19 protein-coding genes and 1 riboswitch are annotated in these 24,479 nt (G+C 68.6%); of the genes, 9 read left to right on the forward strand and 10 right to left on the reverse strand.

Going from position 1 to position 24,479, the window contains the following annotated elements:
• Positions 1-10: 10 nt before the first annotated feature.
• The 6 genes from thiS to ASF58_RS19500 form a co-directional block, all read right to left on the reverse strand.
• On the reverse strand, positions 11-223 hold the full coding sequence (gene thiS, locus ASF58_RS19475; protein ID WP_055956337.1) for a sulfur carrier protein ThiS: 213 nt from the start codon (positions 221-223) through the stop codon (positions 11-13).
• Positions 220-1,401 (reverse strand): glycine oxidase ThiO, encoded by a 1,182-nt coding sequence (gene thiO, locus ASF58_RS19480; RefSeq protein WP_244477412.1) that lies wholly within the window; start codon positions 1,399-1,401, stop codon positions 220-222. The genes thiS and thiO overlap by 4 nt, the downstream gene beginning before the upstream one ends.
• A gap of 101 nt (positions 1,402-1,502) precedes the next feature.
• Positions 1,503-1,631: riboswitch (TPP riboswitch) on the reverse strand.
• A gap of 45 nt (positions 1,632-1,676) precedes the next feature.
• Entirely contained in the window at positions 1,677-2,924 is a 1,248-nt protein-coding gene (locus ASF58_RS19485; protein WP_055956343.1) for an adenylate/guanylate cyclase domain-containing protein, read from the reverse strand.
• 198 nt (positions 2,925-3,122) lie between these two features.
• The gene (rpoD, locus tag ASF58_RS19490) at positions 3,123-5,117 is read right to left on the reverse strand and encodes an RNA polymerase sigma factor RpoD (protein ID WP_055956346.1); all 1,995 of its coding nucleotides are present in this window, start codon (positions 5,115-5,117) and stop codon (positions 3,123-3,125) included.
• A 200-nt stretch (positions 5,118-5,317) separates the two neighbouring features.
• A complete protein-coding gene (gene dnaG, locus ASF58_RS19495) occupies positions 5,318-7,240 on the reverse strand; it encodes a DNA primase (RefSeq protein WP_055956349.1) in 1,923 nt (640 codons plus the stop codon).
• A 114-nt stretch (positions 7,241-7,354) separates the two neighbouring features.
• Positions 7,355-7,816 carry a GatB/YqeY domain-containing protein gene (locus ASF58_RS19500; protein ID WP_055956352.1) on the reverse strand — a complete coding sequence of 154 codons (462 nt, stop codon included), beginning with the start codon at positions 7,814-7,816 and terminating at the stop codon, positions 7,355-7,357.
• Between the two features lie 224 nt (positions 7,817-8,040).
• On the opposite strand from ASF58_RS19500, the gene carA reads away from it, so the two are divergent.
• From carA to ASF58_RS19540, 8 genes are all read left to right on the forward strand, one after another.
• Entirely contained in the window at positions 8,041-9,282 is a 1,242-nt protein-coding gene (gene carA, locus ASF58_RS19505) for a glutamine-hydrolyzing carbamoyl-phosphate synthase small subunit (protein ID WP_055956355.1), read from the forward strand.
• A gap of 224 nt (positions 9,283-9,506) precedes the next feature.
• A complete protein-coding gene (locus ASF58_RS19510) occupies positions 9,507-9,884 on the forward strand; it encodes a hypothetical protein (RefSeq protein WP_055956358.1) in 378 nt (125 codons plus the stop codon).
• Positions 9,885-10,047: 163 nt separating this feature from the next.
• Positions 10,048-13,533, forward strand: coding sequence for a carbamoyl-phosphate synthase large subunit (gene carB, locus ASF58_RS19515; RefSeq protein WP_055956362.1), 3,486 nt, complete (start codon positions 10,048-10,050; stop codon positions 13,531-13,533).
• A gap of 126 nt (positions 13,534-13,659) precedes the next feature.
• Positions 13,660-14,136: a transcription elongation factor GreA gene (gene greA, locus ASF58_RS19520; protein WP_181017364.1), complete on the forward strand. Its 477-nt coding sequence runs from the start codon at positions 13,660-13,662 to the stop codon at positions 14,134-14,136.
• A 7-nt stretch (positions 14,137-14,143) separates the two neighbouring features.
• The gene (locus ASF58_RS19525) at positions 14,144-14,692 is read left to right on the forward strand and encodes a hypothetical protein (protein ID WP_156375802.1); all 549 of its coding nucleotides are present in this window, start codon (positions 14,144-14,146) and stop codon (positions 14,690-14,692) included.
• A 50-nt stretch (positions 14,693-14,742) separates the two neighbouring features.
• Positions 14,743-15,768, forward strand: coding sequence for a mitochondrial fission ELM1 family protein (locus ASF58_RS19530; RefSeq protein ID WP_055956366.1), 1,026 nt, complete (start codon positions 14,743-14,745; stop codon positions 15,766-15,768).
• Between the two features lie 14 nt (positions 15,769-15,782).
• Positions 15,783-16,757 carry a thioredoxin-disulfide reductase gene (gene trxB, locus ASF58_RS19535; RefSeq protein ID WP_055956589.1) on the forward strand — a complete coding sequence of 325 codons (975 nt, stop codon included), beginning with the start codon at positions 15,783-15,785 and terminating at the stop codon, positions 16,755-16,757.
• A 251-nt stretch (positions 16,758-17,008) separates the two neighbouring features.
• Positions 17,009-17,899: a LysR family transcriptional regulator gene (locus ASF58_RS19540; RefSeq protein ID WP_055956592.1), complete on the forward strand. Its 891-nt coding sequence runs from the start codon at positions 17,009-17,011 to the stop codon at positions 17,897-17,899.
• Between the two features lie 58 nt (positions 17,900-17,957).
• Here the strand turns inward: ASF58_RS19540 and msrP are convergent, their stop codons facing one another.
• The 4 genes from msrP to ASF58_RS19560 form a co-directional block, all read right to left on the reverse strand.
• A complete protein-coding gene (gene msrP / locus ASF58_RS19545) occupies positions 17,958-18,914 on the reverse strand; it encodes a protein-methionine-sulfoxide reductase catalytic subunit MsrP (protein WP_055956369.1) in 957 nt (318 codons plus the stop codon).
• A gap of 135 nt (positions 18,915-19,049) precedes the next feature.
• A complete protein-coding gene (locus ASF58_RS19550; RefSeq protein WP_055956372.1) occupies positions 19,050-20,744 on the reverse strand; it encodes an AMP-binding protein in 1,695 nt (564 codons plus the stop codon).
• Between the two features lie 85 nt (positions 20,745-20,829).
• Entirely contained in the window at positions 20,830-21,525 is a 696-nt protein-coding gene (locus ASF58_RS19555) for a hypothetical protein (RefSeq protein ID WP_200930228.1), read from the reverse strand.
• A gap of 5 nt (positions 21,526-21,530) precedes the next feature.
• Positions 21,531-23,027, reverse strand: a complete 1,497-nt coding sequence (locus ASF58_RS19560; protein WP_055956375.1) for a leucyl aminopeptidase — start codon at positions 23,025-23,027, stop codon at positions 21,531-21,533.
• A 282-nt stretch (positions 23,028-23,309) separates the two neighbouring features.
• Here ASF58_RS19560 and lptF point away from each other — a divergent pair, with 282 nt between their 5' ends.
• Positions 23,310-24,479 carry an LPS export ABC transporter permease LptF gene (gene lptF / locus ASF58_RS19565; protein ID WP_055956380.1) on the forward strand — a complete coding sequence of 390 codons (1,170 nt, stop codon included), beginning with the start codon at positions 23,310-23,312 and terminating at the stop codon, positions 24,477-24,479.

Genomic DNA, 24,479 nt, shown 5'->3' on the forward strand with positions numbered 1-24,479 from the left:
TCCCTCCCGATCAGCCGCCCTGCATCGCGCGCACGATCTCGACGCGGTCGCCGTCGCTGAGCGCGGTGGCAGCCCAGTCCCGGCGTCGGATCACGGCGCCGTTGAGCGCGATGGCGATACCCTGCGGACTCTCGAGGCCGGTCTCCTCGGCCTCTTCCCGGAACAGGGCGTCGAGGTCGGCGGCCGTGCTCTCGCGGACCTCGCCGTTGACTCTGAGCTTCATGCGAAGGCCCTCCGCGGCGGCGACGCGAAGCGGGCCCGGCCGAAATCCCGGGCGTAATCCGGCAGCGCTCCCCCGGCGACCAGGGCCGCAACCGCGTCAGCGGTGGCCGGGGCCAGCAGGTAGCCGTTGCGATGATGGCCGGTGGCGACCACGAGGCCGGGCGCCAGGGCATCGATGATCGGGGCATCGTCGTCCGAAGTCGGCCGGAAGCCGCTCCAGATCGCTTCCACCGCCATCTCCTCGATGCCGGGCAGGACGCGACGTGCGCCCTCCAGCAGGGCATAGAGCCCGCCGGCCGTGACGCCGGGAACGAAGCCGCAATCCTCCACCGTTGCGCCGACGATGAGATGGCCGTCGCTCTTCGGCGCCATGTGGACCTGCTCGGTCCAGACCATGTGGGCGAGGGTGCCGGTGCGGGCGGTGGTCCGCAGGGCGAGGGACTGGCCGCGCAGGGGCCGGACCGGCAGGGCGAGATGGTCGGGCAGGAGACCCGCCTCTCCGCTCCAGGCGCCGGAGGCGAGCACGACGGTGTCGGCCTGACGGATGCCCTGGGCCGTATGCACGCCCGTGACCCGGCCGGCGCTCCAGTCCAGGGCCTCGACACCACAGCCCTCCACGATGGCGACTCCGGCGGCGAGGCAGGCCCGGACGAGGGCGGCCATCACCCGGCTCGGATCGACTTGGTGGTCGTGCGGGCAGAACAAGCCGGCGGTGACGGCGGGACGCAGGCGCGGCTCGCGGCCCCGAACCTCGGGGCCGGTGAGCCAGCGGGCGTCGAGGCCTGAGCGCTTCTGCAGGTCGTGCCGGAAGCGCAGGCGCTCGACCTCGTCGCGGCCGATGGCCAGCACCAGGGTGCCCTCCTCCCGATAGTCGATGTCGAGGCCGGCCGCGGCCTGAAGGTCATCGCGAAAAGCCGGCCAGCGCGACAGGCTTTCCAGGGCCAGGGGCAGGAGCGGGTCAGAACCCGGCTCGTGCTCGGCGACCGGGGCCAGCATGCCGGTTGCGGCGAGGCTCGCCCCGGCGCCGACGGTGTCGCGCTCCAGAACGGTCACGGACCGCCCGGCCTGCGCCAGGCGCCAGGCCGCCGACAGGCCGATCAAGCCGGCCCCGACGACGACAACATCACTGCGGGCGGGAGCGACGACGGCCGGCGGAGCATCGCCGTGCGTCCGTCGCAGGTTGAGAAAGGCGTTCGGGATCACGTCCAACACAATCTCCGCGACCGGCGTCGAGATTGGTGGGGCTGCAGCTTCGAGCGGTGAAGCGTGCCGGGCTTGAGCAGAAACCCGCGGTCCAATCCCTACGCCGGTATGAACCGGGTCAGGTTCGAAGGATTTCCGCGCCGCCATCCGCGAACGGACGGCCATCGGTTTCTCAGCCCCTTGCCGGGGATCTCCCTGGAACGCCCCTGATGTGGGCCGTCCCTGCGCCGGGGTCAATCCCCGGGCGGGCCTCAGGCGGCGGACGGACGCGCTGGCCGATAGACGCCCATGGGTTCGGCAAACCCATCGAGCGCGTGCTCGCCGAGGGGCTCCGGCATGTCCCAGAGGAAGTCGACGAAGGGCTTCGTCATCAGGATCGGCTCGGCCAGCGTCCGGTTGAGGCGGGCGACCCGGCTCGCCAGGTTCACGTCGCGCCCGATCACGGTGAAGTCCAGCCGCGCGCCGGAGCCGACATTGCCGTAGGCGGCCTCGCCGTGATGCAGGGCGATGCCGGCGGCCACCGGATTGGCGAACCGGCCCAGGGCATTGGCCTCGGCCAAGGCTGCCATGGCGCTCTGGGACGCCGTGAGCGCCCCCTTGGCGGCACCGCCCAGGTCGTCGCCCGGCTCACGGAAGATCGCCAGCAGCCCGTCGCCGAGATACTTCAGGACCTCGCCGCCCTCGCGCTCGATGGCAGGCACCAGGCAGTCGAAGAAGATGTTCAGGAGGTCGACAGCCTCCTCCGGCGTCATGTCGGCGGAGATGCGCGTATAATCGCGCATGTCGGCAAACAGGATCGCGGAGCGGATGCGCTGAACGTGACCGCGACGGATGGAGCCCCCGAGGATCGCCTTGTGCGGCTCGTCTCCGACATAGATCCGCAGGACGTGGTCGAGCTGCTTGTTGATGCTGCGCATCTCCATCACCGCGGCCAGCGTCGGCATGACGAAGCGCAGGATCGCCACGTCCTCGTCGCGGAACCCCGCCGGGGACCGGGTGGCAAAGGAGATGCCGTTGCGCGTGCCGTTGGTGAAGAACAGCGGCGCGACGATGTAGTGCCGGTAGCCCTCGGCCTTCAGGTCCGGAATGACCGCGAAGGCCTCATCCGGCGTCTCGGCGAGATCGAGGATCAACCACTCGCCGGTCTCATGAACGCGGAAGAACGGGCTCGCGCGATAGGCCCGGTCCGATGCTTCCCCGTGCGGGAACAGACGAACCGTCGAGCCCATCTCGCGGGTCCAGAACCGCCCGACACCCGAATACTCGGAATGCAGGGCGTCGATGGCCGTGGTGGCCCGGTCCACCGGCACGTCGAGCTTGATCAGGCGCTCGGCCAGGCCGGACAGCAGGTCCTCGGCCTTCGGCATGCGCGCGCCCTCGCTCAGCAGCCAGTCGCGCAGGGCCACGCATTGCTGGAGGGCGCCGAAGGGGACGTCGGCCGCCTCCGAGCCGTCGGCTTCAGCGGTGGGGGAAGGCTGGGGCGGGCCTCGATCGAGCATATGGCCAAGGTGGGTTGGGAGACGGCGTCCGGCAACGGCCACGCCTCGGGTTTTGTGCGTATCGTGCGGGCCTCTCCGCTTCAACAGCGCAGAGCGCTTCAGGGGCTCGGCGCCATCGAAACGAAAGAGCCGGCCCCGTGAGGAGCCGGCTCTTTCAGGTGAAAGGTCCGTCGGAAAAGGCCGGCCTCACCGCGTGCATCAGTTGTCGAGGAAGCTGCGCAGCTTACGCGACCGGCTCGGGTGCTTGAGCTTGCGCAGGGCCTTCGCCTCGATCTGACGGATACGCTCGCGCGTCACCGAGAACTGCTGGCCGACCTCTTCGAGGGTGTGGTCGGTGTTCATGCCGATGCCGAAGCGCATGCGCAGCACCCGCTCCTCGCGGGGCGTGAGCGAGGCGAGCACGCGCGTCGTGGTCTCGCGCAGGTTCGACTGGATCGCCGCGTCGATGGGCAGGACGACGTTCTTGTCCTCGATGAAGTCGCCGAGGTGCGAATCCTCCTCGTCGCCGATTGGCGTCTCGAGCGAGATCGGCTCCTTGGCGATCTTGAGAACCTTGCGCACCTTCTCCAGCGGCATGGCCAGCTTCTCGGCCAGTTCCTCCGGGGTCGGCTCGCGGCCGATCTCGTGAAGCATCTGGCGCGAGGTCCGAACGATCTTGTTGATCGTCTCGATCATGTGCACCGGAATGCGGATCGTGCGGGCCTGATCGGCGATCGAGCGGGTGATCGCCTGGCGGATCCACCACGTGGCGTAAGTCGAGAACTTGTAGCCGCGGCGGTACTCGAACTTGTCGACAGCCTTCATCAGGCCGATGTTGCCCTCCTGGATCAGATCCAGGAACTGCAGCCCGCGGTTGGTGTACTTCTTGGCGATCGAGATCACGAGGCGCAGGTTGGCCTCGATCATCTCCTTCTTGGCCTGACGGGCTTCGCGTTCGCCCTTCTGGACCATGTTGACGATCTTGCGGTACTCGCCGATCTCGAGGCCCGTCTCGGAGGCGAGGGTCAGGATCTGCTCGCGCAGGCGGGCGACCTCGTTCGAGCCCTTCTCGACGAGGTTCTTCCAGCCACGGCCGCCGAGGCTGCCGACGCGCTCCATCCAGTTCGGATCGAGTTCCCAACCCTGGTAGTGGCGCAGGAACTCGTCGCGGGCGACGCCGTGGCTCTCGGCGTAGCGCATCAGTCGGCCCTCATGGGAGATGAGGCGCTTGTTGATGTCGTAGAGCTGCTCGACCAGGGCCTCGATGCGATTGGCATTGAGGGAGAGCGACTTCACGTCGGTGACGACGGCGTCCTTCAGCTCGTCCTGCTTGCGCTCCTGGGCATCGGTGCGGGTGCCGCCGGAGGCCTTGAGCTCGGCATGCTCAATCTGCAGCTTGCGCAGCTTGCGGTAGTTGTTGGCGATGTTGTCGAACGTCTCGAGGACGCGCGGCTTGATCTCGGTCTCCATGGCCGCCAGGGAGACGTTGTTCTCCATGTCGTCCTCGTCGTCGCCGTCGGGCGGCGTCGGCGTATCCCCCTCGCTCTCCTCGCTCTCCTCCGCGCCCTCGGCGATCTGCATCGCGTTCTTGGCGTCGGGGCCCGCATAGGTGGCTTCGAGGTCGATGATCTCGCGCAGCAGCACCCGGCCGTCGACGAGCTCGTCGCGCCAGATGATGATGGCCTGGAAGGTCAGCGGGCTCTCGCACAGCCCGGCGATCATCGCCTCGCGACCCGCCTCGATGCGCTTGGCGATCGCGATCTCGCCCTCGCGGGACAGGAGCTCCACGGAGCCCATCTCGCGCAGGTACATGCGCACGGGGTCATCCGTGCGGTCGGTCGGCTCCTTGGTCGTCTCGGCACGCAGGGCGACGGGCTTGGTCGGCGCGATCTCGGCGACCTCGGTCCCCTCCGCCCCGTCCTCGTCGTCGGCCTCGCCGTTGGCCTTGGCCTCCGTCGTCTCCTCGGTCTCCTCCGCCTCGACGACGTTGATGCCCATCTCAGAGAGCTGCGACAGCACGTCCTCGATCTGGTCGGGGTCGGATTGGCCGTCGGGCAGAACCTCGTTGATCTCCTCGTAGGTGATGTAGCCCCGCTTCTTGGCGAGCTTCACCATCCGCTTGACGGAGGCATCCGTCAGATCGAGGAGCGGCCCGTCGGTCTGTTGCTCCGGAGCAGCATCCGTCTCGTCCCGTTCCGTTGCCTTCGTCGCCATGGTCCGCCTATGGTTGTCGTGTCAGCGTCGCGCGGAAGCGTGTCGCTCACTCCGCGTCGTCGACGCTGAAATGCATGTGATGTGCGGACCGCCGAAGTGACAGCCGCGTCGATGTCAGATCCCGGTATGCAAGCGAGACGCTTGACCGATTGTTAACCATGCGCCGCCAATGGCGGCCGAATTCGTTCGCGGCGCGCGTTTCAGGGTGTCGATGCCTCATCCGCATCCGGCACCGCTTCGTCCGCCTCCGCGCCGGCGATGACGGCCATGCGGGCCTTCACGTCGCACAGCCAAGCGAAGTTCGCCTCCGTCTCGTCCTCGACCAGGGCCCGCTCAGCCAAGCGGAGTTCGCTATTTAGCGCGCCAGACTTGCGGTGCAAGATCACGGCCTGACGCAATGCGTCTTCGAGACGCACAGGATCGGCATGCGCGTCAAGTGTCCATCGATCGCCCGGACGCACATGGCTGGCCAGCCGAGCCGCCGCATCCGTGAGCCCAGCGCGCTTCAGACGGCTCTCCAGGACCTCGACGCCGGGCTGATCCACGTCGGCATGGCTGTCGAGCAGGAGGGAGCGCAACGCCTGCGCATCCGGATCGCCGAGTTCCAGCTCGGCGAGATCCTCCGCCTCGATCCCGAGCAGTTCGGGGTGGACGAGGAGACTGGAGACGATCATCGCCTCCCGGTCGCGAAAGGCCACCGGGCCGGAGGCGCTGGTCTCGCCGGCGTAGAGGGGATTGAATTTCGTGGTGATTCGCGGTGACGGTGGCGGATCGCCGGGCCGGGGATTGCGCTGGAAGGCCGGGCGTGCCGAGCCGGCCCGCGGCTCCCACGGTCCACGGCGCCCCGAGGAGGCCTGCGGGGACAGGGCGCGCAGGCGTCCCTCGATCTCGTCCCGGTAGAATCCCCGGACCGTCTCGTCGCGGATGGAAGCGACCATCTCGCGCAGCGATTTGGCGAGGCCGGCCCGCCGTTCGGGGGTATCGAGCGGCGCCCCGTCGGTGGCCCTCGACCACAGAACCTCGACGAGGGGGCGGGCCGCGTCGAGCACGCGGTCGATGGCGGACTTGCCCTCGGCGCGCAGGAGATCGTCGGGGTCCTGCCCCTCGGGCAACATGGCGAAGCGCAGGGACTTGCCCGGGGTCAGCCCGGGCAGCGCCACATCGAGGGCTTTGAAGGCCGCACGCTGGCCTGCCGCGTCGCCGTCGAAGCACAGGATCGGCTCGTCGGCGTTGCGCCAGAGGAGGCCGATCTGCTCCTCGGTGAGTGCCGTACCGAGGCCCGCCACCGCGTTGGGATGGCCCGCCAGGGTCATGGCGATGACGTCGACGTAGCCCTCGACCGCGATGATGACGCCGCGATCATGCGCCGGCTTGCGCGCCTGATGCAGGTTGTAGAGCAGTTGGCCCTTGTGGAAGAGCGGCGTCTCCGGCGAATTCATGTATTTCGCCTTGGCGTCCTTCTGCATCGCCCGGCCGCCGAAGGCGATGACGCGCCCGCGCGAATCGGCGATCGGAAACATCACCCGGTCCCGGAATTTGTCGTAGGGAACACGGATGTCCTCGCCGGCCACGATGAGGCCGAGCTCGACCATCAGGTCCCGGTCGACATCCTTGGCGGCGAGGTGGTCGCGCAGGGTGTAGCGGTCGCCCGGGGCGTAGCCGAGACGGAAACGGCTCCGGACCTCCGGGCCGAGCTGGCGTCGGTCGAGATAGGCGCGGGCCTCCACGCCGGCGCGGCCCCGCAGTTGCTCCTCGAAGAAAGCGGCGGCCATCTCCATGACCTCGAGCGCTCCGGCCCGCTTGGTCTCCTGCTCGCGGGCGTCGGCGCTCGGCGCGGGCAGGGTCACGCCGGCCTCCGCCGCCAGGCGCTCCACCGCCTCGGGAAAGCTCAGGCCCTCCGTCTCCATCAGGAAGGTGAAGACGTCCCCGTGCTTGCCCGAGGAGAAGCAGTGATAGAACTGCTTCTGATCGTTCACGTAGAACGAGGGTGACTTCTCGGCGTTGAACGGCGACAGGCCGCGCCACTCGCGGCCCGCTTTCTTCAGCCGGACGCGCCGCCCCACAATATCGGATGCGGGCAGGCGCGCACGGATCTCTTCGAGGATGTGGGGCGGGTAACGCACGGCAAGAACCGGACCTCTGCGGCCGCCCATACTAGCGGCACGGGCTTAAAGAGTCCCCAACGCCGATGCAGGGCATGGGGACGCCCTCATGCCTCGGCGTTCAACGCTCGGCGTTCAGCCCTTGGCGTTCAGCGCCTCTTTCACGAGGCCGCTCGCCTTGGCGAAGTCCATGCGGCCGGCATAGGCGCCTTTCAGGGCGGCGATGACCTTGCCCATGTCCTTGGGACCGGCGGCGCCGGTCTCGGCCACGGCCTTGTCGATCGCCGCGCGGGTCTCGGCCTCGTCCATCTGCTGCGGCAGGAAGCCGGCGATGATCGCGACCTCGTTGCGCTCGTTCTCGGCGAGCTCGGGCCGGCCACCCTGGTCGTAGACGGCGGCCGATTCGTTGCGCTGCTTGATCATCTTCTGGAGCAGCGCGAGGATTTCCTCCTCGGAGGCGGGCTCCTTGCCGAGGCCGCGCGCCTCGATGTCCTTGTCCTTCAGGGCAGCCTGTATCATCCGGACGGTGGCGAGCTTCGCCTTGTCGCCGGCCTTCATGGCCTCCTTCATCTCGGTGGTGAGACGGGCGCGCAGCATCGTGTGACTCCTGAAAAAGCGGGACCCCGGAAAAGCGGGACTCGGACGGCGGGTCGATGGCGTGGTCTGCGAATTGCTGCGCGAACCGGGGTTCTTGAGACGTGCCGACGCCGGGGCCACATTGACCCTAACGCGGCACGCTCGCTATGAGCGCCGCACGACAAGCCGCCCGCATGCGCCGCTCACGGCGCCGGGATCGGCCGGACATAAGCGAGATCACGCCGATGCTGCAAGATGAAGGCGTCCATACGCCTGCCGTGCCCGCGCCCCCCGCTCCCTGGGCCGAGCCCCTGGCCACCGCTCTCCTGGTCCTGGCGGACGGGACCGTGCTGGAGGGATTCGGCATCGGCCAGACCGGAGTCGCCGACGGCGAGGTCTGCTTCAATACCGCCATGACCGGATACCAGGAGATCCTGACGGATCCGTCCTATGCCGGCCAGATCGTCACCTTCACCTTCCCGCATATCGGCAACACCGGCACCAACGACGAAGACCTGGAGAGCCTCGCTGCGGCGCCGGCCTCCGGCGTCCGCGGCACGGTCATCGCGTCGGCGGTGACCAAGCCCTCGAGCTGGCGCTCGTCGAGCCACCTCGACGCCTGGCTCAAGGCCCGGGGCATCGTCGGCATCACCGGCGTCGACACCCGCGCGCTCACCGCGCTGATTCGCGACAACGGCATGCCGAACGCCATCATCGCCAACGATCCGGAGGGACGCTTCGACCGCGAGGCCCTGAAGGCCCGCGCCGCGGCCCTGGCGCCGATGGAAGGCCTCGACCTGGTCCCGCCGGTCACCAGCCGCGAGCGCTCGGAATGGTCCCAGACCACCTGGGGCGTGAAGACCGGCTACGGCGACCGCAAGGCCGGCACCGGCCTGAAGGTGGTGGCGATCGACTACGGCGTGAAGCGCAACATCCTGCGTCTCCTCGCCGAGGCCGGCTGCGACGTGACCGTGGTGCCGGCCACGACGACCGCGGAAGAGATCATGGCGATGAAGCCGGACGGGGTGTTCCTGTCGAACGGTCCCGGGGATCCGGCCGCCACCGGCACGTATGCGGTTCCGGTGATCCGGGCACTGCTGCAGGAGAAGGTGCCGACCTTCGGCATCTGCCTGGGACATCAGCTGATGGGGCTCGCGCTCGGCGGGCGCACCGTGAAGATGGCGCAGGGCCACCACGGCGCGAACCACCCGGTGAAGGACAAGACCACCGGCAAGGTCGAGATCGTCTCGATGAACCATGGCTTCGCCGTGGATCCGGCCAGCTTGCCCGACACCGCCCTGGAGACGCACGTCTCGCTGTTCGACGGCTCCAATTGCGGGCTCACCCTCACCGACCGGCCGGCCTTCTCGGTCCAGCACCACCCGGAGGCCTCGCCCGGCCCGCGCGACAGCCACTACCTGTTCCAGCGCTTCGTCGCCCTGATGAAGGCTGGCAAGCCCGAGACGCTGGTCACCTCGGTCGATTGATCTGCTGGCAACGGATCTGCACGGCCGGATGGTGGCGACGCCCCGTCCGGCCGCCGCGGCTGCAGGCCAGCCCTGCACGCAGGCGATGCGAACCGCGAAATGGTTTCCGTCCGGTCACAAAAAATCCGGCATTCCGGGGGATCTCGGCATCGTTAACGACCCGCTAAGGACGGCGTTCGAAGATCGTCGCCGGGTCGATTCCGACGCTTGCCGGGGATTTCCACATGACGTTCGACGACGCGCGCGACGACTTCTCGCGCCTGCATCGCCTCTTCACGTTCCATCTCGGCGTGGCCGTCAGCCTCGCCTGGATGACCGCCCTCTACTCGGCCTGCTACGCGCCGTGGGTCCGCAACATCCGCGCCTTGATCGACCCGGCCGCGAGCCTCGACCGCGTCGAGAGCACCTGGTCCTTCCTGTTCGCGATGCCGGTGGTGATGACGCTGGCCTGGATCGGACTGTATTTCGGTCGCGAGATGCTGCGCCGGAGCCAGACCCTGTCGAATGCGGCGCTCGAATTCGCCGCCGCGGCCGTGGTCGCCTTCGGGGTGTTCTACCTGTCCATCGACCGCGCGGTCTCGGCTCTTTACCTGGGCTTCTGAGACGCTTCAGCGCTTCACCTTCGGCCCGCGCCCTTCCAATGGCGGCGGGCTGCGTGTAAGTGCCAAGATCAACGACAATCCACGCCGCTAGCGCCCCCAGGCCCGTGCCGCTCTTCCGGCACCGCGCATGGCCGGGCGCGCGTGCCTGCAGCCAAGGCGCCCGATGCCGAAACGCACCGACATTTCCTCGATCCTGATCATCGGTGCGGGGCCGATCGTCATCGGTCAGGCCTGCGAGTTCGATTATTCCGGGACCCAGGCCTGCAAAGCCCTCCGCGAGGAGGGCTACCGGATCGTGCTGGTGAATTCGAATCCGGCCACGATCATGACCGACCCGGACATGGCGGATGCGACCTATGTCGAGCCGATCACGCCCGAGATCGTCGCCAAGATCATCGAGAAGGAGCGTCACGCCATTCCGGGCGGCTTCGCTCTTCTCCCGACGATGGGCGGCCAGACGGCGCTGAACTGCGCCCTGTCCCTCAAGAAGATGGGCGTGCTGGAGAAGTTCGACGTCCAGATGATCGGCGCCACCACCGAGGCGATCGACAAGGCGGAGGACCGTCACCTCTTCCGCGATGCGATGACCAAGATCGGCCTGGAGACGCCGAAATCGGCGCTGGCCAATGCCTCCGCGGCCAAGAAGGCCGATCGTCAGAAGTACCTCGCCGAGGTCGCCCGCATCGAGGCGGCGAACGAGGGCGAAGCCCGCGCCGCGGCCCTCGCGGCCTTCGAGAAGACCTGGCACCGGGGCGAGTCCGAGCGCCGCAAGCGCTACGGCGAGCACGCCATCGGGCAGGCGCTGATCGCGCTCGCCGAGGTCGGCCTGCCGGCGATCATCCGCCCCTCCTTCACCATGGGCGGGACCGGCGGCGGCATCGCCTATAATCGCGAGGAATTCCTGGACATCGTCGAGCGCGGCATCGACGCCTCGCCGACGAACGAGGTCCTGATCGAGGAGAGCGTCCTCGGCTGGAAGGAATACGAGATGGAGGTCGTTCGCGATAAGAACGACAACTGCATCATCGTCTGCTCCATCGAGAACATCGACCCGATGGGCGTCCACACCGGTGATTCCATCACCGTCGCGCCGGCCCTGACGCTGACGGACAAGGAATACCAGGTGATGCGCGACGCATCCCTGGCGGTGCTGCGCGAGATCGGCGTCGAGACGGGCGGCTCGAACGTGCAGTTCGCAATCGATCCGGCCACGGGCCGGATGATCGTCATCGAGATGAATCCGCGGGTGTCGCGCTCGTCGGCGCTCGCCTCGAAGGCCACCGGCTTCCCGATCGCGAAGGTCGCCGCCAAGCTGGCCGTCGGCTACACCCTCGACGAGATCGCCAACGACATCACGGGCGGCGCGACCCCGGCCTCGTTCGAGCCCTCGATCGACTACGTCGTCACCAAGATCCCGCGCTTCGCCTTCGAGAAGTTCCCCGGCGCCGAGCCGACCCTCACCACCGCCATGAAGTCGGTGGGGGAAGCGATGGCGATCGGGCGCTGCTTTGCCGAATCGCTCCAGAAGGCCCTGCGCTCCCTGGAGACCGGGCTCACCGGTCTCGACGAGATCGAGATCGAAGGCCTGGGCAAGGGCGACGATCACAACGCCATCAAGGCCGCCCTCGGCACCCCGACGCCGGATCGCCTCCTGAAAGTCGGTCAGGCCCTGCGCCTCGGCGTGAGCCACGAGGAGGTCTATGCCTCCTGCAAGATCGACCCGTGGTTCCTGGAGCAGCTCCAGGCGATCATCGACCTGGAGAATCGGGTCAAGGCCCACGGCATCCCGAACACCCCCGGGGCGTTGCGCCAGCTCAAGGCCGCCGGCTTCTCCGATGCGCGCCTCGCCGTGCTCGCCAAGACCGACGAGGACAGCGTGCGGGCGGCGCGCCGGGCCCTGGGCGTACGCCCGGTGTTCAAGCGCATCGACACCTGCGCCGCCGAGTTCCAGGCGCCCACCGCCTACATGTACTCGACCTACGTGGCGCCCTTCGCCGGCACGGTGGTGGACGAGGCGCGTCCGACCGACGCCAGGAAGATCATCATCCTCGGCGGCGGCCCGAACCGGATCGGACAGGGCATCGAGTTCGACTATTGCTGCTGCCATGCCTGCTTCGCGCTCTCCGAGGCCGGCTACGAGACCATCATGGTCAACTGCAACCCGGAGACGGTCTCGACCGACTACGACACCTCCGACCGGCTCTATTTCGAGCCGCTCACCCAGGAGGACGTCCTCGAGATCATCGAGACCGAGCGCCAGGCCGGAACGCTGCACGGCGTCATCGTCCAGTTCGGCGGCCAGACCCCGCTGAAGCTCGCTCGCGCCCTCGAGGCCGCCGGGGTGCCGATCCTCGGCACCTCGCCGGACGCCATCGACCTTGCCGAGGACCGCGACCAGTTCAAGCGGCTCCTCGACAAGCTCGGCATGAAACAGCCGAAGAACGGCATCGCCTACTCGGTGGAGCAGAGCCGGCTCATCGCCTCGGATCTCGGCCTGCCCTTCGTGGTCCGCCCGAGCTACGTGCTGGGCGGCCGCGCGATGGCGATCATCCGCGACGAGGCGCAGTTCGCCGACTACCTCCTCGACACCCTGCCGAGCCTGATCCCGTCGGACGTCAAGGCGCGCTATCCCAACGACAAGACCGGACAGATCAACACGGTGCTGGGCAAGAACCCGCTCCTGTTCGACCGCTACCTGTCGGATGCCACCGAGATCGACGTCGACGCCATCTGCGACGGCAAGGACGTCTTCATCGCCGGCATCATGGAGCACATCGAGGAGGCGGGCATCCACTCGGGCGATTCCGCCTGCTCGCTGCCCTCGCGCTCGCTCTCGCCGGAGATCATCGCCGAACTGGAGCGGCAGACCCGGGCCATGGCCCTGGCGCTGAAGGTCGGTGGCCTGATGAACGTCCAGTACGCCATCAAGGACGGCACGATCTACGTTCTCGAAGTGAACCCCCGCGCCTCGCGGACGGTGCCCTTCGTCGCCAAGGTGATCGGCGACCCGATCGCCAAGATCGCCGCCCGCGTGATGGCCGGCGAGTCGCTGGCGAGCTTCGACCTCAAGCCGAAGGTTCTGGATCACATCGCCGTCAAGGAAGCGGTGTTCCCCTTCGCCCGCTTCCCCGGCGTCGATGTTCTGCTCGGGCCGGAGATGCGGTCCACGGGCGAGGTGATCGGCCTCGATTCGAGCTTCGGCGTCGCCTTCGCCAAGAGCCAGCTCGGCTCGGGGACCCTGGTGCCGAAGGGCGGCGCGGTCTTCGTCTCGGTGCGCGACGCCGACAAGGAGCGCATCCTGCCGGCGATCCGCCTGCTGTCGGAACTCGGCTTCTCGATCGTCGCGACCGGCGGCACCCAGCGCTACCTTGCCGACGAGGGCGTCCCGACGGAGCGGGTGAACAAGGTTCTGGAGGGCCGGCCGCACGTCGTCGACTCGATCAAGAACGGCGATATCCAGCTCGTCTTCAACACCACGGAGGGTGCCGGCGCGCTCTCGGACTCGCGCTCCCTCCGGCGCGCGGCCCTCTTGCATAAAGTGCCGTACTACACCACTCTTGCAGGAGCGATGGCGGCGGCCGAAGGGATCAAGGCCTATCTCGGAGGCGATCTCAAGGTCCGCGCCTTGCAGGAATACTTCGCGGCCTGAATTCTCGCGCGGCTTCCGTGTTTAACGGAAGCCGTGTTGTTGGCGGTTCAGGAGTAACTTACTCTGGCCCGGAAGGAGCGGCATGCTCCTGGCCGGGCTTATTCATTGTGGCGCGAGACGATGACGATAGACAAGGTTCCGATGACGGTGCGCGGTTACGCAGCGCTGGAAGAGGAGTTGAAGCACCGCCAGCAGGTGGAGCGCCAGCGGATCATCCAGGCCATCGCCGAGGCCCGCGCCCTCGGTGACCTGTCGGAGAATGCCGAGTACCATGCCGCCAAGGAGGCGCAGTCCCACAATGAGGGCCGCGTCCTGGAGCTGGAGAGCATGATCTCGCGCGCCGAGGTGATCGACGTGTCGAAGCTTTCGGGTACGAAGATCAAGTTCGGCGCCACGGTGAAGCTCCTCGACGAGGACACCGAGGAAGAGAAGACCTACCAGCTCGTCGGCGAACCCGAGGCGGACGTGCGTTCCGGCCTGGTCTCCATCACCTCTCCGATCGCCCGCGCGCTGATCGGCAAGGGCGTCGGCGACACCGTCGAGGTAACGACGCCGGGCGGCGGAAAGTCCTACGAGGTCGTTGCCGTCCAGTACGGCGGCTGAGCCGCGCATGCGGTCGGGCCTCCTCCGGGCAGCGGCTCCGCTGCTCGGCCTCGTTGCGCTGCTCGGATCGGCCCGCGCCGAAGATCGGCCGGGTCTCAAGGACCTACCGAGTCTCAAGGATCTGCCGAGCCTCGGAGGCGAGCGCCTCGCCGGCGTCGACGTGGATGTCCGCCCCCTGCTCGCGCTCGGCGGCGGCGTTCCGGCCCTGGCGCTACGTGAAGATCTACTCGCCGCCCTGAAGGCCGAATTCGCCGACCGGCTCGGCGGCCGCGGGCCCGTGCTGCTGGTGCGGATCAAGGGCCTCTCGATCAATCCCTACGCCGGCGGCGATGGCGGACGCGGTCGCCTCGGGGGCGGCACGCAGAGCGATTATCTCGACGGCGAGGCCCTGCTCATCGGACGTCGGGGCGAGGTCCTCGCCCGCCATCCGCAGCTCTCCGCGGTGCCGTCGAGTTCGGGCGGGGCCTGGTATGACCCGGCCTCCGAGCGACGCCGGGTGACCGCCATCGCCCAGCACTACGCGGGTTGGCTCCGGCGCGCCCTGCCCCAGGATTGAGTGGACGGCACGGCGGATGAGTCCGCGCGAGGATTGACCTGGATCACCTGATGTCGGCAGCGTCCGCGATGCCCTCCCCCACCGGCGCCGCTGCGCCGCTTCCCGAACTCGCGCAGGCCCGGACCTGGATCGTCACCGACGGTAAGGCGGGCGACGAGAACCAGTGTGTCGGCCTGGCCGAGACCCTCGGCCTGCCATTCGAGGTTCGTCGGATCGCGCCCCGCCCCCCCTTCGGCTGGATGGCCCCCTGGGGACCGACCGACCCGCGGGACCAGCCGGGCAACCCACGCGGCATCCTGTCCGGCCCCCTCCCCGACCTGCTGATCGCTTCGGGGCGCCGCTCCGTCCCGTACCTCCGCGCGGTGCGCGCGGCGTCCGGGGGCCGCACCTTCACGGCCTTCCTGAAGGATCCCCGCATCGGACACGATGCGGCGAACTTCGTCTGGGTCCCCGATTACGACGACCTGCGCGGCCCCAACGTCTTCACCACCCTGACGCCGCCGCATCAGGTTACGCCGGAGCGCCTCGCCGAGGCCCGCGCCCAGCCGGACCCGCGCCTGTCGGCCCTGCCCTGGCCCCGTATCGCGGTGCTGATCGGCGGCGACAGCCGGCATCTCAGCTATCGCCCCGCGGACATGCGCCGGCTCCTGCGCGACCTCGACAAGCTGACCGACGGCGGCTGTTCGCTGATGGTCACCGTGTCGCGACGCACACCGCAGAACCTGCGGGAGGCCCTGCGGACCATGGTGGCGACCAAGGGTGGTTTCTTCTGGGACGGCGGCAGCCCAAATCCCTATATTCCGATGCTGGCGATCGCCGATTCGATCGTCGTCACATCGGACTCGGCCAACATGGTCGGCGAGGCCGTGAGCACCGGGGCTCCCGTCCTGCTGTTCGACCTGCCCAAGACCTATATCCGTCACAGGCGGCTCTTCGCGGGACTCGCGATGGCCGGGGCCCTGAAGCCCTTCGTCGGCCGCCTGGAGGAACTGCACTACCGGCCCCTGGATGCGACCCCCGTCATCGCAGGCGCGATGGCCAAGGCCTATGCCGAACACCGCGCGCGATGGGCCTGAAGGAGACGAGAGCGATGGCGCACACCCATTCCAAACTCATCATCATCGGCTCCGGTCCGGCCGGCTACACCGCCGCGATCTACGCCGCCCGCGCCATGGTCGAGCCGCTGATGATCTCGGGCTTCCAGCCCGGCGGCCAGCTCATGATCACCACCGACGTCGAGAACTATCCGGGCTTCGCCGAGGCGATCCAGGGTCCCTGGCTGATGGAGCAGATGCGGGCCCAGGCCGAGCATGTCGGGACCAAGATCGTCTCCGAGTACATCACCCAGGTCGATTTCCAGGTCCGGCCCTTCCGGCTGGAAGCCGATTCCGGCGAGACCTACTCGGCCGACGCGGTCATCATCGCCACCGGGGCCCAGGCAAAGTGGCTCGGCCTGCCGTCGGAAGCCAAGTACCAGGGCTTCGGCGTCTCGGCCTGCGCCACCTGTGACGGCTTCTTCTTCCGCGGCAAGGAGGTCGTGGTGGTGGGCGGCGGCAACACCGCCGTGGAGGAGGCGCTCTATCTCGCCAACCTCGCCGCCAAGGTCATCGTGGTTCATCGCCGGGGCGAGTTCCGGGCCGAGCGCATCCTGCAGGAGCGCCTGTTCAAGCACCCCAACGTCGAGGTCGTCTGGCACCACGCGGTGGAGGAGATCTGCGGCAGCGAGAAGCCGCCGTCGGTGACCCATGTCCGGCTCAAGGACACGCGCACGGGCGCGATCACGGAGCGCCGGACGGATGGCGTGTTCATCGCCATCGGCCACCAGCCGGCGACGGGGATCTTCGAGGGCCAGCTCGCCATGCGCGACGGCGGCTACATCGAGACCGCGCCGGGCACGACGCATACGGCCATCCCCGGCGTCTACGCCGCGGGCGACGTCACCGACGACGTCTACCGTCAGGCGATCACCGCTGCCGGCATGGGCTGCATGGCTGCCCTCGACGCCGAGAAGTACCTGGCCGCCCTCGAAGTCGGCGAAACACCCCAGCAAGCCGCCGCAGAATAGGAAGATTCCGGCGGACGACGGCGCTCTGCGTCTTGCGCGCGGCGTCAAGACAATCGCAAGGTCGACCCACTAACCTAAGCGCTGACGGCATGAGCCGTCGGCGTCACCCGCATGACTCGAATCTCTCCGCTCCACGTGCTGCGTGCGTCGGAAGGCCCGGGTCGATCGGGCCTGGCACGGAGATCCGCCTCGCACGCCGCGAGACGGGAGGCCTGGTCACCGGCGTCGGGTTGCGTACGGGAGTGGACGCCTTGGACTGGGACAAGATCCGCATCTTCCTCAACGTGGCGGAGGCTGGCAGCTTCACGCGCGCGGGCGACGACATCGGCCTGAGCCAATCGGCCGTCAGCCGCCAGATCAGCGCCCTCGAGCGCGAGTTGAAGGCGCCGCTGTTCCACCGCCACGCCCGCGGCCTGATCCTGACCGAGCAGGGCGACCTGCTGTTCCGCGCCGCGCGCGACATGAAGCTGCGCCTGGAGAACACCAAGGCCCGCCTCGTCGAGACGAGCGAGCGGCCGACCGGCGACCTTAAGGTGACCACCACGGTCGGCCTCGGCACGGCCTGGCTCGCCCAGCGCGTCGCCGAATTCCTCGACCTCTATCCGGACGTGCGGGTCGAGCTCATCCTCACCAACGAGGAACTCGATCTGGCGATGCGCGAGGCCGACGTGGCGATCCGGATGCGGCGCCCGGCTCAGCCGGACCTGATCCAGCGGCGCCTGTTCACGGTCCACTATCACGCCTTCGCGTCGCAGGATTATGTGAAGCGCTTCGGCGAGCCGAAATCCATCGCCGACCTCGACAATCACCGCCTGGTCTCGTTCGGCGGCAACGAGCCGTCCTACCTGCTGGCGACGCACTGGCTCTCGACCGTCGGCCGCGAAGGCCAGGAGCGGCGGACGATCCATTTCACGGTCAACAACATCACGGCCCTGCAGCAGGCCATCGACACCGGCGCCGGCATCGGCATCCTGCCCGACTACGCGGCGGAGGGTCAGGCGGGCCTGGTGCAGGTCATGCGCGAGACCGAGATGCCGCACATGGAGAGCTACCTCGTCTATGCCGAGGAGATGCGCTCCGTCGCCCGCGTGCAGGCCTTTCGCGATTTCCTCGTCGCCAAGGCCCAGCGCTGGACCTACTAGGGCCCGCGCTGGCCTCGCGGAGCGGACGGGGCAGCCTCCTGCCCCGCCGCGCGTCCCGTCAGACGAACAGGCGCTCCTTCTCCAGCCCCTTGTAGAGGCCGGCCACCTGTTCGCCGTAGCCGTTGTAGATCAGGGTCGGCACGCGCTGTTCGCTGCCCAGGACCCGTTCCGTGGCCTGGCTCCAGCGCGGATGCGAGACCGCCGGGTTGACGTTGGCCCAGAATCCGTACTCGGCCGATTGCAGCCCTTCCCAGAAGGTCTTCGGACGCTCGGCCACGAACGAGATCTTGGTGATCGATTTCACCGACTTGAAGCCGTACTTCCACGGCACCACGAGGCGGATCGGTGCGCCGAACTGGTTGGCGAGCGGCTTGCCGTAGACACCGGTGGCGACGAAGGCGAGGTCGTTGCCCGCCTCCTCGAGGGTCAGCCCCTCGGTGTAGGGCCAGGGATACAGGAACGACTTCTGTCCCGGTGCCATCGACCGGTCGAGGAAGGTCTGCATCTGGATGTACTTCGCGCCCGAGGTCGGCTTGGCCAGGGCCACGAGCTTTGCGAAAGGGAAGCCCGTCCAGGGCACCGACATCGACCAGGCCTCGACGCAACGGTGCCGGTAGAGGCGCTCCTCCAGCGGCATCTTGCGGATGAGGTCGTCGATTCCGAGGGTCATCGGCTTCTCGACGAGGCCGTCGATGGCCACCGTCCAGGGCCGCGTCTTCAGGGCGTTGGCGGCCGGGAGCACCGACTTCGAGGTGCCGTATTCGTAGAAGTTGTTGTAGTCGGCGCTGAACTTCTCCGGGGTCAGCGGGCGGTCGAGGGTGTAGGCCTCGTTGCGCTTGGCCGGATAGAGGTCGCCGGTGGGGTCGGACGCCGCCCGGGCGCTCTCCATCCCGATCAGCGAGGCGGCCGCCAAGCCCGCGGCGCCCCCGAGGAGGCGTCGACGATCCAGGAAGATACCCTCCGGCGTCGCGAGATGCTCCGGGATCTCCCAGGAATGGGTGCGTTTGATGTGCATGTCGTTCCCTCCGTTCGGCGCGAATCGCGGCACGCCGGCCTGTTGCCCTGACATTGGCCGGACGCGGCGAGCGCGCAAGCCGTCTCGATGTCACCCTTCGTCGACGGGCGGCCGCAGGTTACGGTGGGACCGCAATCACGGAGGGGGCGGATCGTCGCGCAGGGCCCGGCGCAGCACCTTGCCCACGTTGGTCTTGGGCAGGGTGTCGTGGAAGACGACCCGGCGGGGGACCTTGTAACCGGTGAGCTGCGAACGGGCGAAGGTCCGCAGGGCGTCGGTGGTCATCGCGCCGTCCTTGCGCACCACGTGCGCGACGACCATCTCGCCGGTCTCGTCGTTGACGGCGCCGACCACCGCGCATTCGAGCACGCCCGGATGGCTCGCGAGCACGTCCTCGATCTCGTTCGGGTAGACGTTGAAGCCCGAGACCAGGATCATGTCCTTCATCCGGTCGACGATGCGGACCTGCCCGTCGGGGTTCAGCACCGCCACGTCGCCGGTGCGGAAGTAGCCGTCGGCGGTGGTGGCGCGGGCGGTCTCGTCCGGGCGCTTCCAGTAGCCGGCCATGACCTGGGGGCCGCGGACGCAGAGTTCGCCGGGCTCGCCGGCGTCGACCTCGCGGCCGTCGAGTCCCCGGATCGAGACGTCGGTCGAGGGCAAGGGATAGCCGATGGTGCCGCTCCACGCGGTGAGGTCCGGTGGGTTGACGCAGACCACCGGGGAGGTCTCGGACAGGCCGTAGCCCTCGACGATGGCGCGACCGGTGATCGCCTTCCACTTCTCGGCGACGGCCGCCTGCACCGCCATGCCGCCGGCGATGACGAAATCGAGCTTCGAGAAGTCGACCTCGCGGATCTTCGGGTGGTTGATGAGCAGGTTGAACAGGGTGTTCACCCCCGAGAAGTGGGTGAAGGGCGTGCCCTTGAGGGTCTTGATGAAGCCGTCCGCGTCGCGCGGGTTGGCGATCAGCAGGCAGCAGCCCCCGACCTTCATGAAGAAGAAGAAACAGCAGGTCAGGGCGAAGATGTGATACAGCGGCAGCGCCGTGACCATGACGCGCGCCGCGCCGTCTTCGGCCGAGACGCGGAACCAGATCCGGCTCTGCTCGACATTGGCCATGATGTTGCGATGGGTCAGCATCGCGGCCTTGGCGACCCCCGTGGTCCCGCCGGTATATTGCAGGAAGGCGAGGTCGTCCTGCCCGATGGGAACCCGGACCTTGGGCTTGCCGCTGCCCGCGCGGATCACCGCGTCGAAGCGGACCGCGACTCCGTTCGGGAAGCGATAGGCCGGAACCGCCTTCTTCAGATGGCGCGACGCCAGGGTGATCAGGCGCCCCTTCAGTCCGAGGCCGTCGCCGGGTCCGGCCAGGACCACGCGGTCGAGGGTCAGGTCCGGCAGGGCGCGCACCACCGTGTGGGCGAAGTTCTCGAGGACGAAGAGGATGCGCGCGCCCGAGTCGTTCAGCTGCGCCGTCAATTCGCGCGGCGTGTAGAGCGGGTTGACGTTGACGACGGTGCAGCCGGCGAGCAGCACGCCGAAGATGGCCGCCGGATAGGCGGCGACGTTCGGCATCATGATCGCGACGCGGTCACCCTTGGTCAGGCCCTGCGCCACCAGCCACGCGGCGATCGCCTCCGACGACGCTCCGAGCGCCGCGTAGGAGATGCGGGCGCCGAAGCTCTCCAGCGCGGGCCGCATGGCCGAGCGCGTCATGCACTCCTCGAACAGGTCGACCAGCGTCCCGAGGCCGTCGATGTCGAGTTCAGCCGGGATGCCCGGCGGATATGCGGACAGCCACGGGCGCGCGGCGCTCCGGGTTTCGGGCATGTCGATCCTCCCTGCGATGCGACCCGGCGGCTTCCTGCCTCCTTAGTTCACATCTAAACCATCCTCGGCCATCCCGGCGGCGGGATCAAGCGGCGGCGCGGGACGGGGGCCGACGATCCGGCCCCGTCGTGAGACCGTTGCAACTCAGGTGCGGCAGAAACGCGATGCCGGCCAGGGTACAGGCTAACAGGGCATCCCCGATCGTCATCGATCGCCGCGGCCAGAGGCCGAAACCCGCCGTATGGGCGAGGCCGAGTACGGCGAGGGCGAACCAGAGGGCCAGGCAACGAACCAGGACGTCGGCAGCGGCCCGCAGCCAGGGCCGGGACTGGGATCGGCGGGAAGGACCGTTGCCGATGAGCAGGGCGCCGATCGCCAGGACGCTCCCGAACACCGTCGCGGCCAGTGCCGATCCGAGGGCGTAGGCCGCCGGCATCGGCTGCTGCGTGATGAAGGCGGTACCACCGCTGGCGAAGGCCAGGCGCAGGGCCACGCCGCCGAAGGTTGGATAGAGGCAGGCCGCCAGGAACAGCGCCAGGGCCAGGGCCCCGCCGATGAGCCGGCGGAGCCAGCCGGCGGGACCCGGTCGCAGGATCCGCAGGGCAAGGCAGGCGAGCCCGTAGACGATCGCCACCGCGAAGAGCGGGTAGCGATCGAGGAAGAAGCCGTAGAAGCGGGCGTCGAGTTCGGGCGGCAGGGCCACCCGTTGGTCGAAGCCCGTGGCGAAGGCGAGCGCGATCGCCAGGAGCGCTGCTGCCAGCGGAAGCAAAGCCGGCAGCACGCGGCTCAGGCCTCGTAGTTGTCGCGCACCAGACGGTCGAGCAGGCGCACGCCCCAGCCCGCACCCCAGCTTCGGTTGATCTCGCTCGCCGACGAGGACATCGCCACGCCGGCGATGTCGAGATGCGCCCACGGCACGTCGTTGACGTAGCGCTTCAGGAAGGACGCCGCCGTGGCCGCGCCACCATGGCGGCCGCCGGAGTTCTTCATGTCGGCGAACTTCGAGTCGATCGCCTTGTCGTAGGCCGGGATCAGCGGCATCCGCCACACGGCCTCCCCCGTCGCCTCGCCGGCCGCGGTGATCTTGGCCGAGAGGGCATCGTCGTTGGAGAACATCCCGGCGATGTCCTGGCCGAGGGCGACGATGATCGCCCCCGTCAGGGTCGCGAGGTCGATCATGAACTTCGGCTTGTAGGCGCTCTGGATGTGCCAGAGCACGTCGGCGAGGACGAGGCGGCCCTCGGCGTCGGTGTTGATGATCTCGATGGTCTGGCCCGACATCGAGGTGATGATGTCGCTCGGGCGCATGGCGTTGCCGTCCGGCATGTTCTCGACGATGCCGATGGCGCCGACCACGTTCACCTTCGCCTTGCGGCTGGCGAGCGCGTGCATCGTGCCGACGACGCAGGCGGCGCCGCCCATGTCGCCCTTCATGTCCTCCATGCCGCCGGCGGACTTGATCGAGACGCCGCCGGAATCGAAGCAGACGCCCTTGCCGATGAAGGCCAGGGGCGCCTCGGCCGGGTCGGCGGCGCCGTTCCAGCGCATCACCACAACGCGGGCCTCCTTCGTCGAGCCCTGCGCCACGGCCAGGAGGGCGCGCATGCCGAGCGCCTCCAGCTTGCCTGGGCCGAGAACCTCGACCTCGACGCCGAGCTGCGTCAGGGCCTCGGCGCGCCGAGCGAACTCCTCCGGGTAGAGGACGTTCGGCGGCTCGTTGATGAGCTCGCGCGCCAGGATGACGCCGTCGGAGACTGCCTCCGAAACCTTCGCGGCGGCCTCGGCGGCGGCGACATCGGCCACCATCAGGGTCAGCGCGGTCCCCTTGGCCTCCTCGCCCTCGGGCTTCTTCTTGGTCTTGTAGCGGTCGAAGCTGTAGTGGCGCAGGCGGGCCCCGAGGGCGAAGTCGGCGGCGTTCGCCGCGGTGACGTCGAGGCCGGCGAGGATCAGCGCGGCCCGGGCGCTCCGGCCCGAGACCTTGCTGGCGGTGAAGCCGCCGAGCGCCGGCCAGTCGAGCTTGGCGCGGTCCTTCTCCGAACCGAGGCCGATCACCACGAGGCGGTCCGCGTCGAGGCCGGCGGGCGCGGGCAGCGCCAGGGCCGACAGGGACTTGCCCTTGAAGCGCTCGCTGGCCGCCGCGCGCGCCACGAGATCGGCCACGCCGCCGCCGATCGCCTGGGCCACGGCCGGAGCCACGGCGAGGTCGTCGCCGACGAAGAGGACGACGTCGCCCTGGCCCACCGGGCCGAGGGGCCCGAACGCGATCGTGATTCCGTCCGCCATGACGCTAGCTTTCCGAGGATTGGGCTCGAACGAACCATGCGTTCGAAGTGGTGCGTGCAGGATGTGCGGAGCGGCACGGCATTGGACGTGCCACCCCCGGCGCTTCTGTGTACCTGTTGAGGCACAGAACGCAACGCGACCGGACGGCCGTGAAAGCGCCCGAATCGGCGCGCCCCGATCGGAGTCGACGGCCGGGGGGCGGGACGGGTAGAAACGGGCGGGGCCGAGGCCTCGCCGGGCGATGCGGGGGGCGATCCGCGAGACGCCGATCCACGAGAACCCATGACGCAGATCGAGCGCTACATCTTCAAAATCGCGCTCGGGGCCTTCTTCGCCTGCCTCGTCGGCCTGACCGGCACGATCTGGGTGACGCAGGCCCTGCGCGAGCTCGACCTCATCACCGCCAAGGGCCAGACCCTGGTGATCTTCTTCCTCATCACCGGCCTGTCGCTGCCGACGCTGATCACCGTGATCGCCCCGGTGGCCCTGTTCATCGCCGTCGTCTACGCGCTGAACAAGCTCAACGGGGATTCCGAGCTCATCGTGATGTCGGCGGCCGGGATGCGGCCGCGGCAGATCCTGCGCCCCTTCCTCAGCCTCGGCCTCGCGGTCAGCCTCGCGGTGGCCTTCCTGACGATCCAGGTGATGCCGTCGTCGTTCCAGGAACTGCGCGACGTGCTGACCCGCGTGCGCGGCGACTTCATCGCGAACGTGGTCAAGGAGGGCCAGTTCACCAGCCTCGACAGCGGCATCACCTTCCACTTCCGCGAGCGCGGCCCGGGCGGCGCCCTGCTCGGCCTGTTCATCCAGGACAAGCGCGAGGCCGGCAAGTCGGTGGTCTACCTCGCCGAGCGCGGGCAGGCGCTGGAATACGGCGGCCAGAGCTATCTCGCCCTCGAGAAGGGGAGCATCCACCGGCAGCAGAAGGAGTCCCGCGACGCCTCGATCATCACCTTCGAGCGCTACACCGTCGACCTCGCCGCCTTCACGCCCCCCGATGCGGAACTGGTCTACAAGCCGCGCGAGCGCGCCACGGCGCAGCTGCTGTTCCCCGATACCAGCGAGACCTACTACAAGCAGCAGAAGGGCCGCTTCCGGGCCGAGCTGCACGACCGGCTCTCGTCCTGGCTCTACCCGCTGGCGCTCACCTTCATCGCCTTCGCGGCGCTCGGCGACCCGCGCACCACCCGCCAGGGGCGCGGCCTCGCGGTGGCCGGCGCCGTCCTCGCGGTGGTGGTGGTGCGCATCGGGGGCTTCGCGGCCTCCAGCGCCGCGGCGCGCAGCCAGGGCGCGGTCGTTGCGGTCTACGCCGTACCTCTCCTCGCCATCCTGATCTCCGCGATGGTGATCTTCAACGGCGGGGCGATGCGGGACTGGAACGCCCGGGTCGCTCGGGCCGCGACCGGGTTCGTCGGCCGCTTCGGCCGGCGTCCGCGCCTCGGCGTGCAGTGA

Origin of the sequence: Methylobacterium sp. Leaf125, assembly GCF_001423085.1 — a bacterium.
Lineage (GTDB): Bacteria > Pseudomonadota > Alphaproteobacteria > Rhizobiales > Beijerinckiaceae > Methylobacterium.

Excerpts from the sequence above, each read along its gene's own strand:
- ASF58_RS19530 (WP_055956366.1), top strand. The coding sequence starts at position 14,743 with ATGTCGGCAGCGTCCGCGATGCCCTCCCCCACCGGCGCCGCTGCGCCG.
- ASF58_RS19500 (WP_055956352.1), bottom strand. The coding sequence starts at position 7,816 with ATGCTGCGCGCCCGTCTCACCACCGAGATGAAGGAGGCCATGAAGGCC.
- trxB (WP_055956589.1), top strand. The coding sequence starts at position 15,783 with ATGGCGCACACCCATTCCAAACTCATCATCATCGGCTCCGGTCCGGCC.
- msrP (WP_055956369.1), bottom strand. The coding sequence starts at position 18,914 with ATGCACATCAAACGCACCCATTCCTGGGAGATCCCGGAGCATCTCGCG.
- ASF58_RS19560 (WP_055956375.1), bottom strand. The coding sequence starts at position 23,027 with ATGGCGGACGGAATCACGATCGCGTTCGGGCCCCTCGGCCCGGTGGGC.
- carA (WP_055956355.1), top strand. The coding sequence starts at position 8,041 with ATGCTGCAAGATGAAGGCGTCCATACGCCTGCCGTGCCCGCGCCCCCC.
- ASF58_RS19510 (WP_055956358.1), top strand. The coding sequence starts at position 9,507 with ATGACGTTCGACGACGCGCGCGACGACTTCTCGCGCCTGCATCGCCTC.
- ASF58_RS19550 (WP_055956372.1), bottom strand. The coding sequence starts at position 20,744 with ATGCCCGAAACCCGGAGCGCCGCGCGCCCGTGGCTGTCCGCATATCCG.
- ASF58_RS19485 (WP_055956343.1), bottom strand. The coding sequence starts at position 2,924 with ATGCTCGATCGAGGCCCGCCCCAGCCTTCCCCCACCGCTGAAGCCGAC.
- thiS (WP_055956337.1), bottom strand. The coding sequence starts at position 223 with ATGAAGCTCAGAGTCAACGGCGAGGTCCGCGAGAGCACGGCCGCCGAC.
- rpoD (WP_055956346.1), bottom strand. The coding sequence starts at position 5,117 with ATGGCGACGAAGGCAACGGAACGGGACGAGACGGATGCTGCTCCGGAG.
- ASF58_RS19525 (WP_156375802.1), top strand. The coding sequence starts at position 14,144 with ATGCGGTCGGGCCTCCTCCGGGCAGCGGCTCCGCTGCTCGGCCTCGTT.
- lptF (WP_055956380.1), top strand. The coding sequence starts at position 23,310 with ATGACGCAGATCGAGCGCTACATCTTCAAAATCGCGCTCGGGGCCTTC.
- carB (WP_055956362.1), top strand. The coding sequence starts at position 10,048 with ATGCCGAAACGCACCGACATTTCCTCGATCCTGATCATCGGTGCGGGG.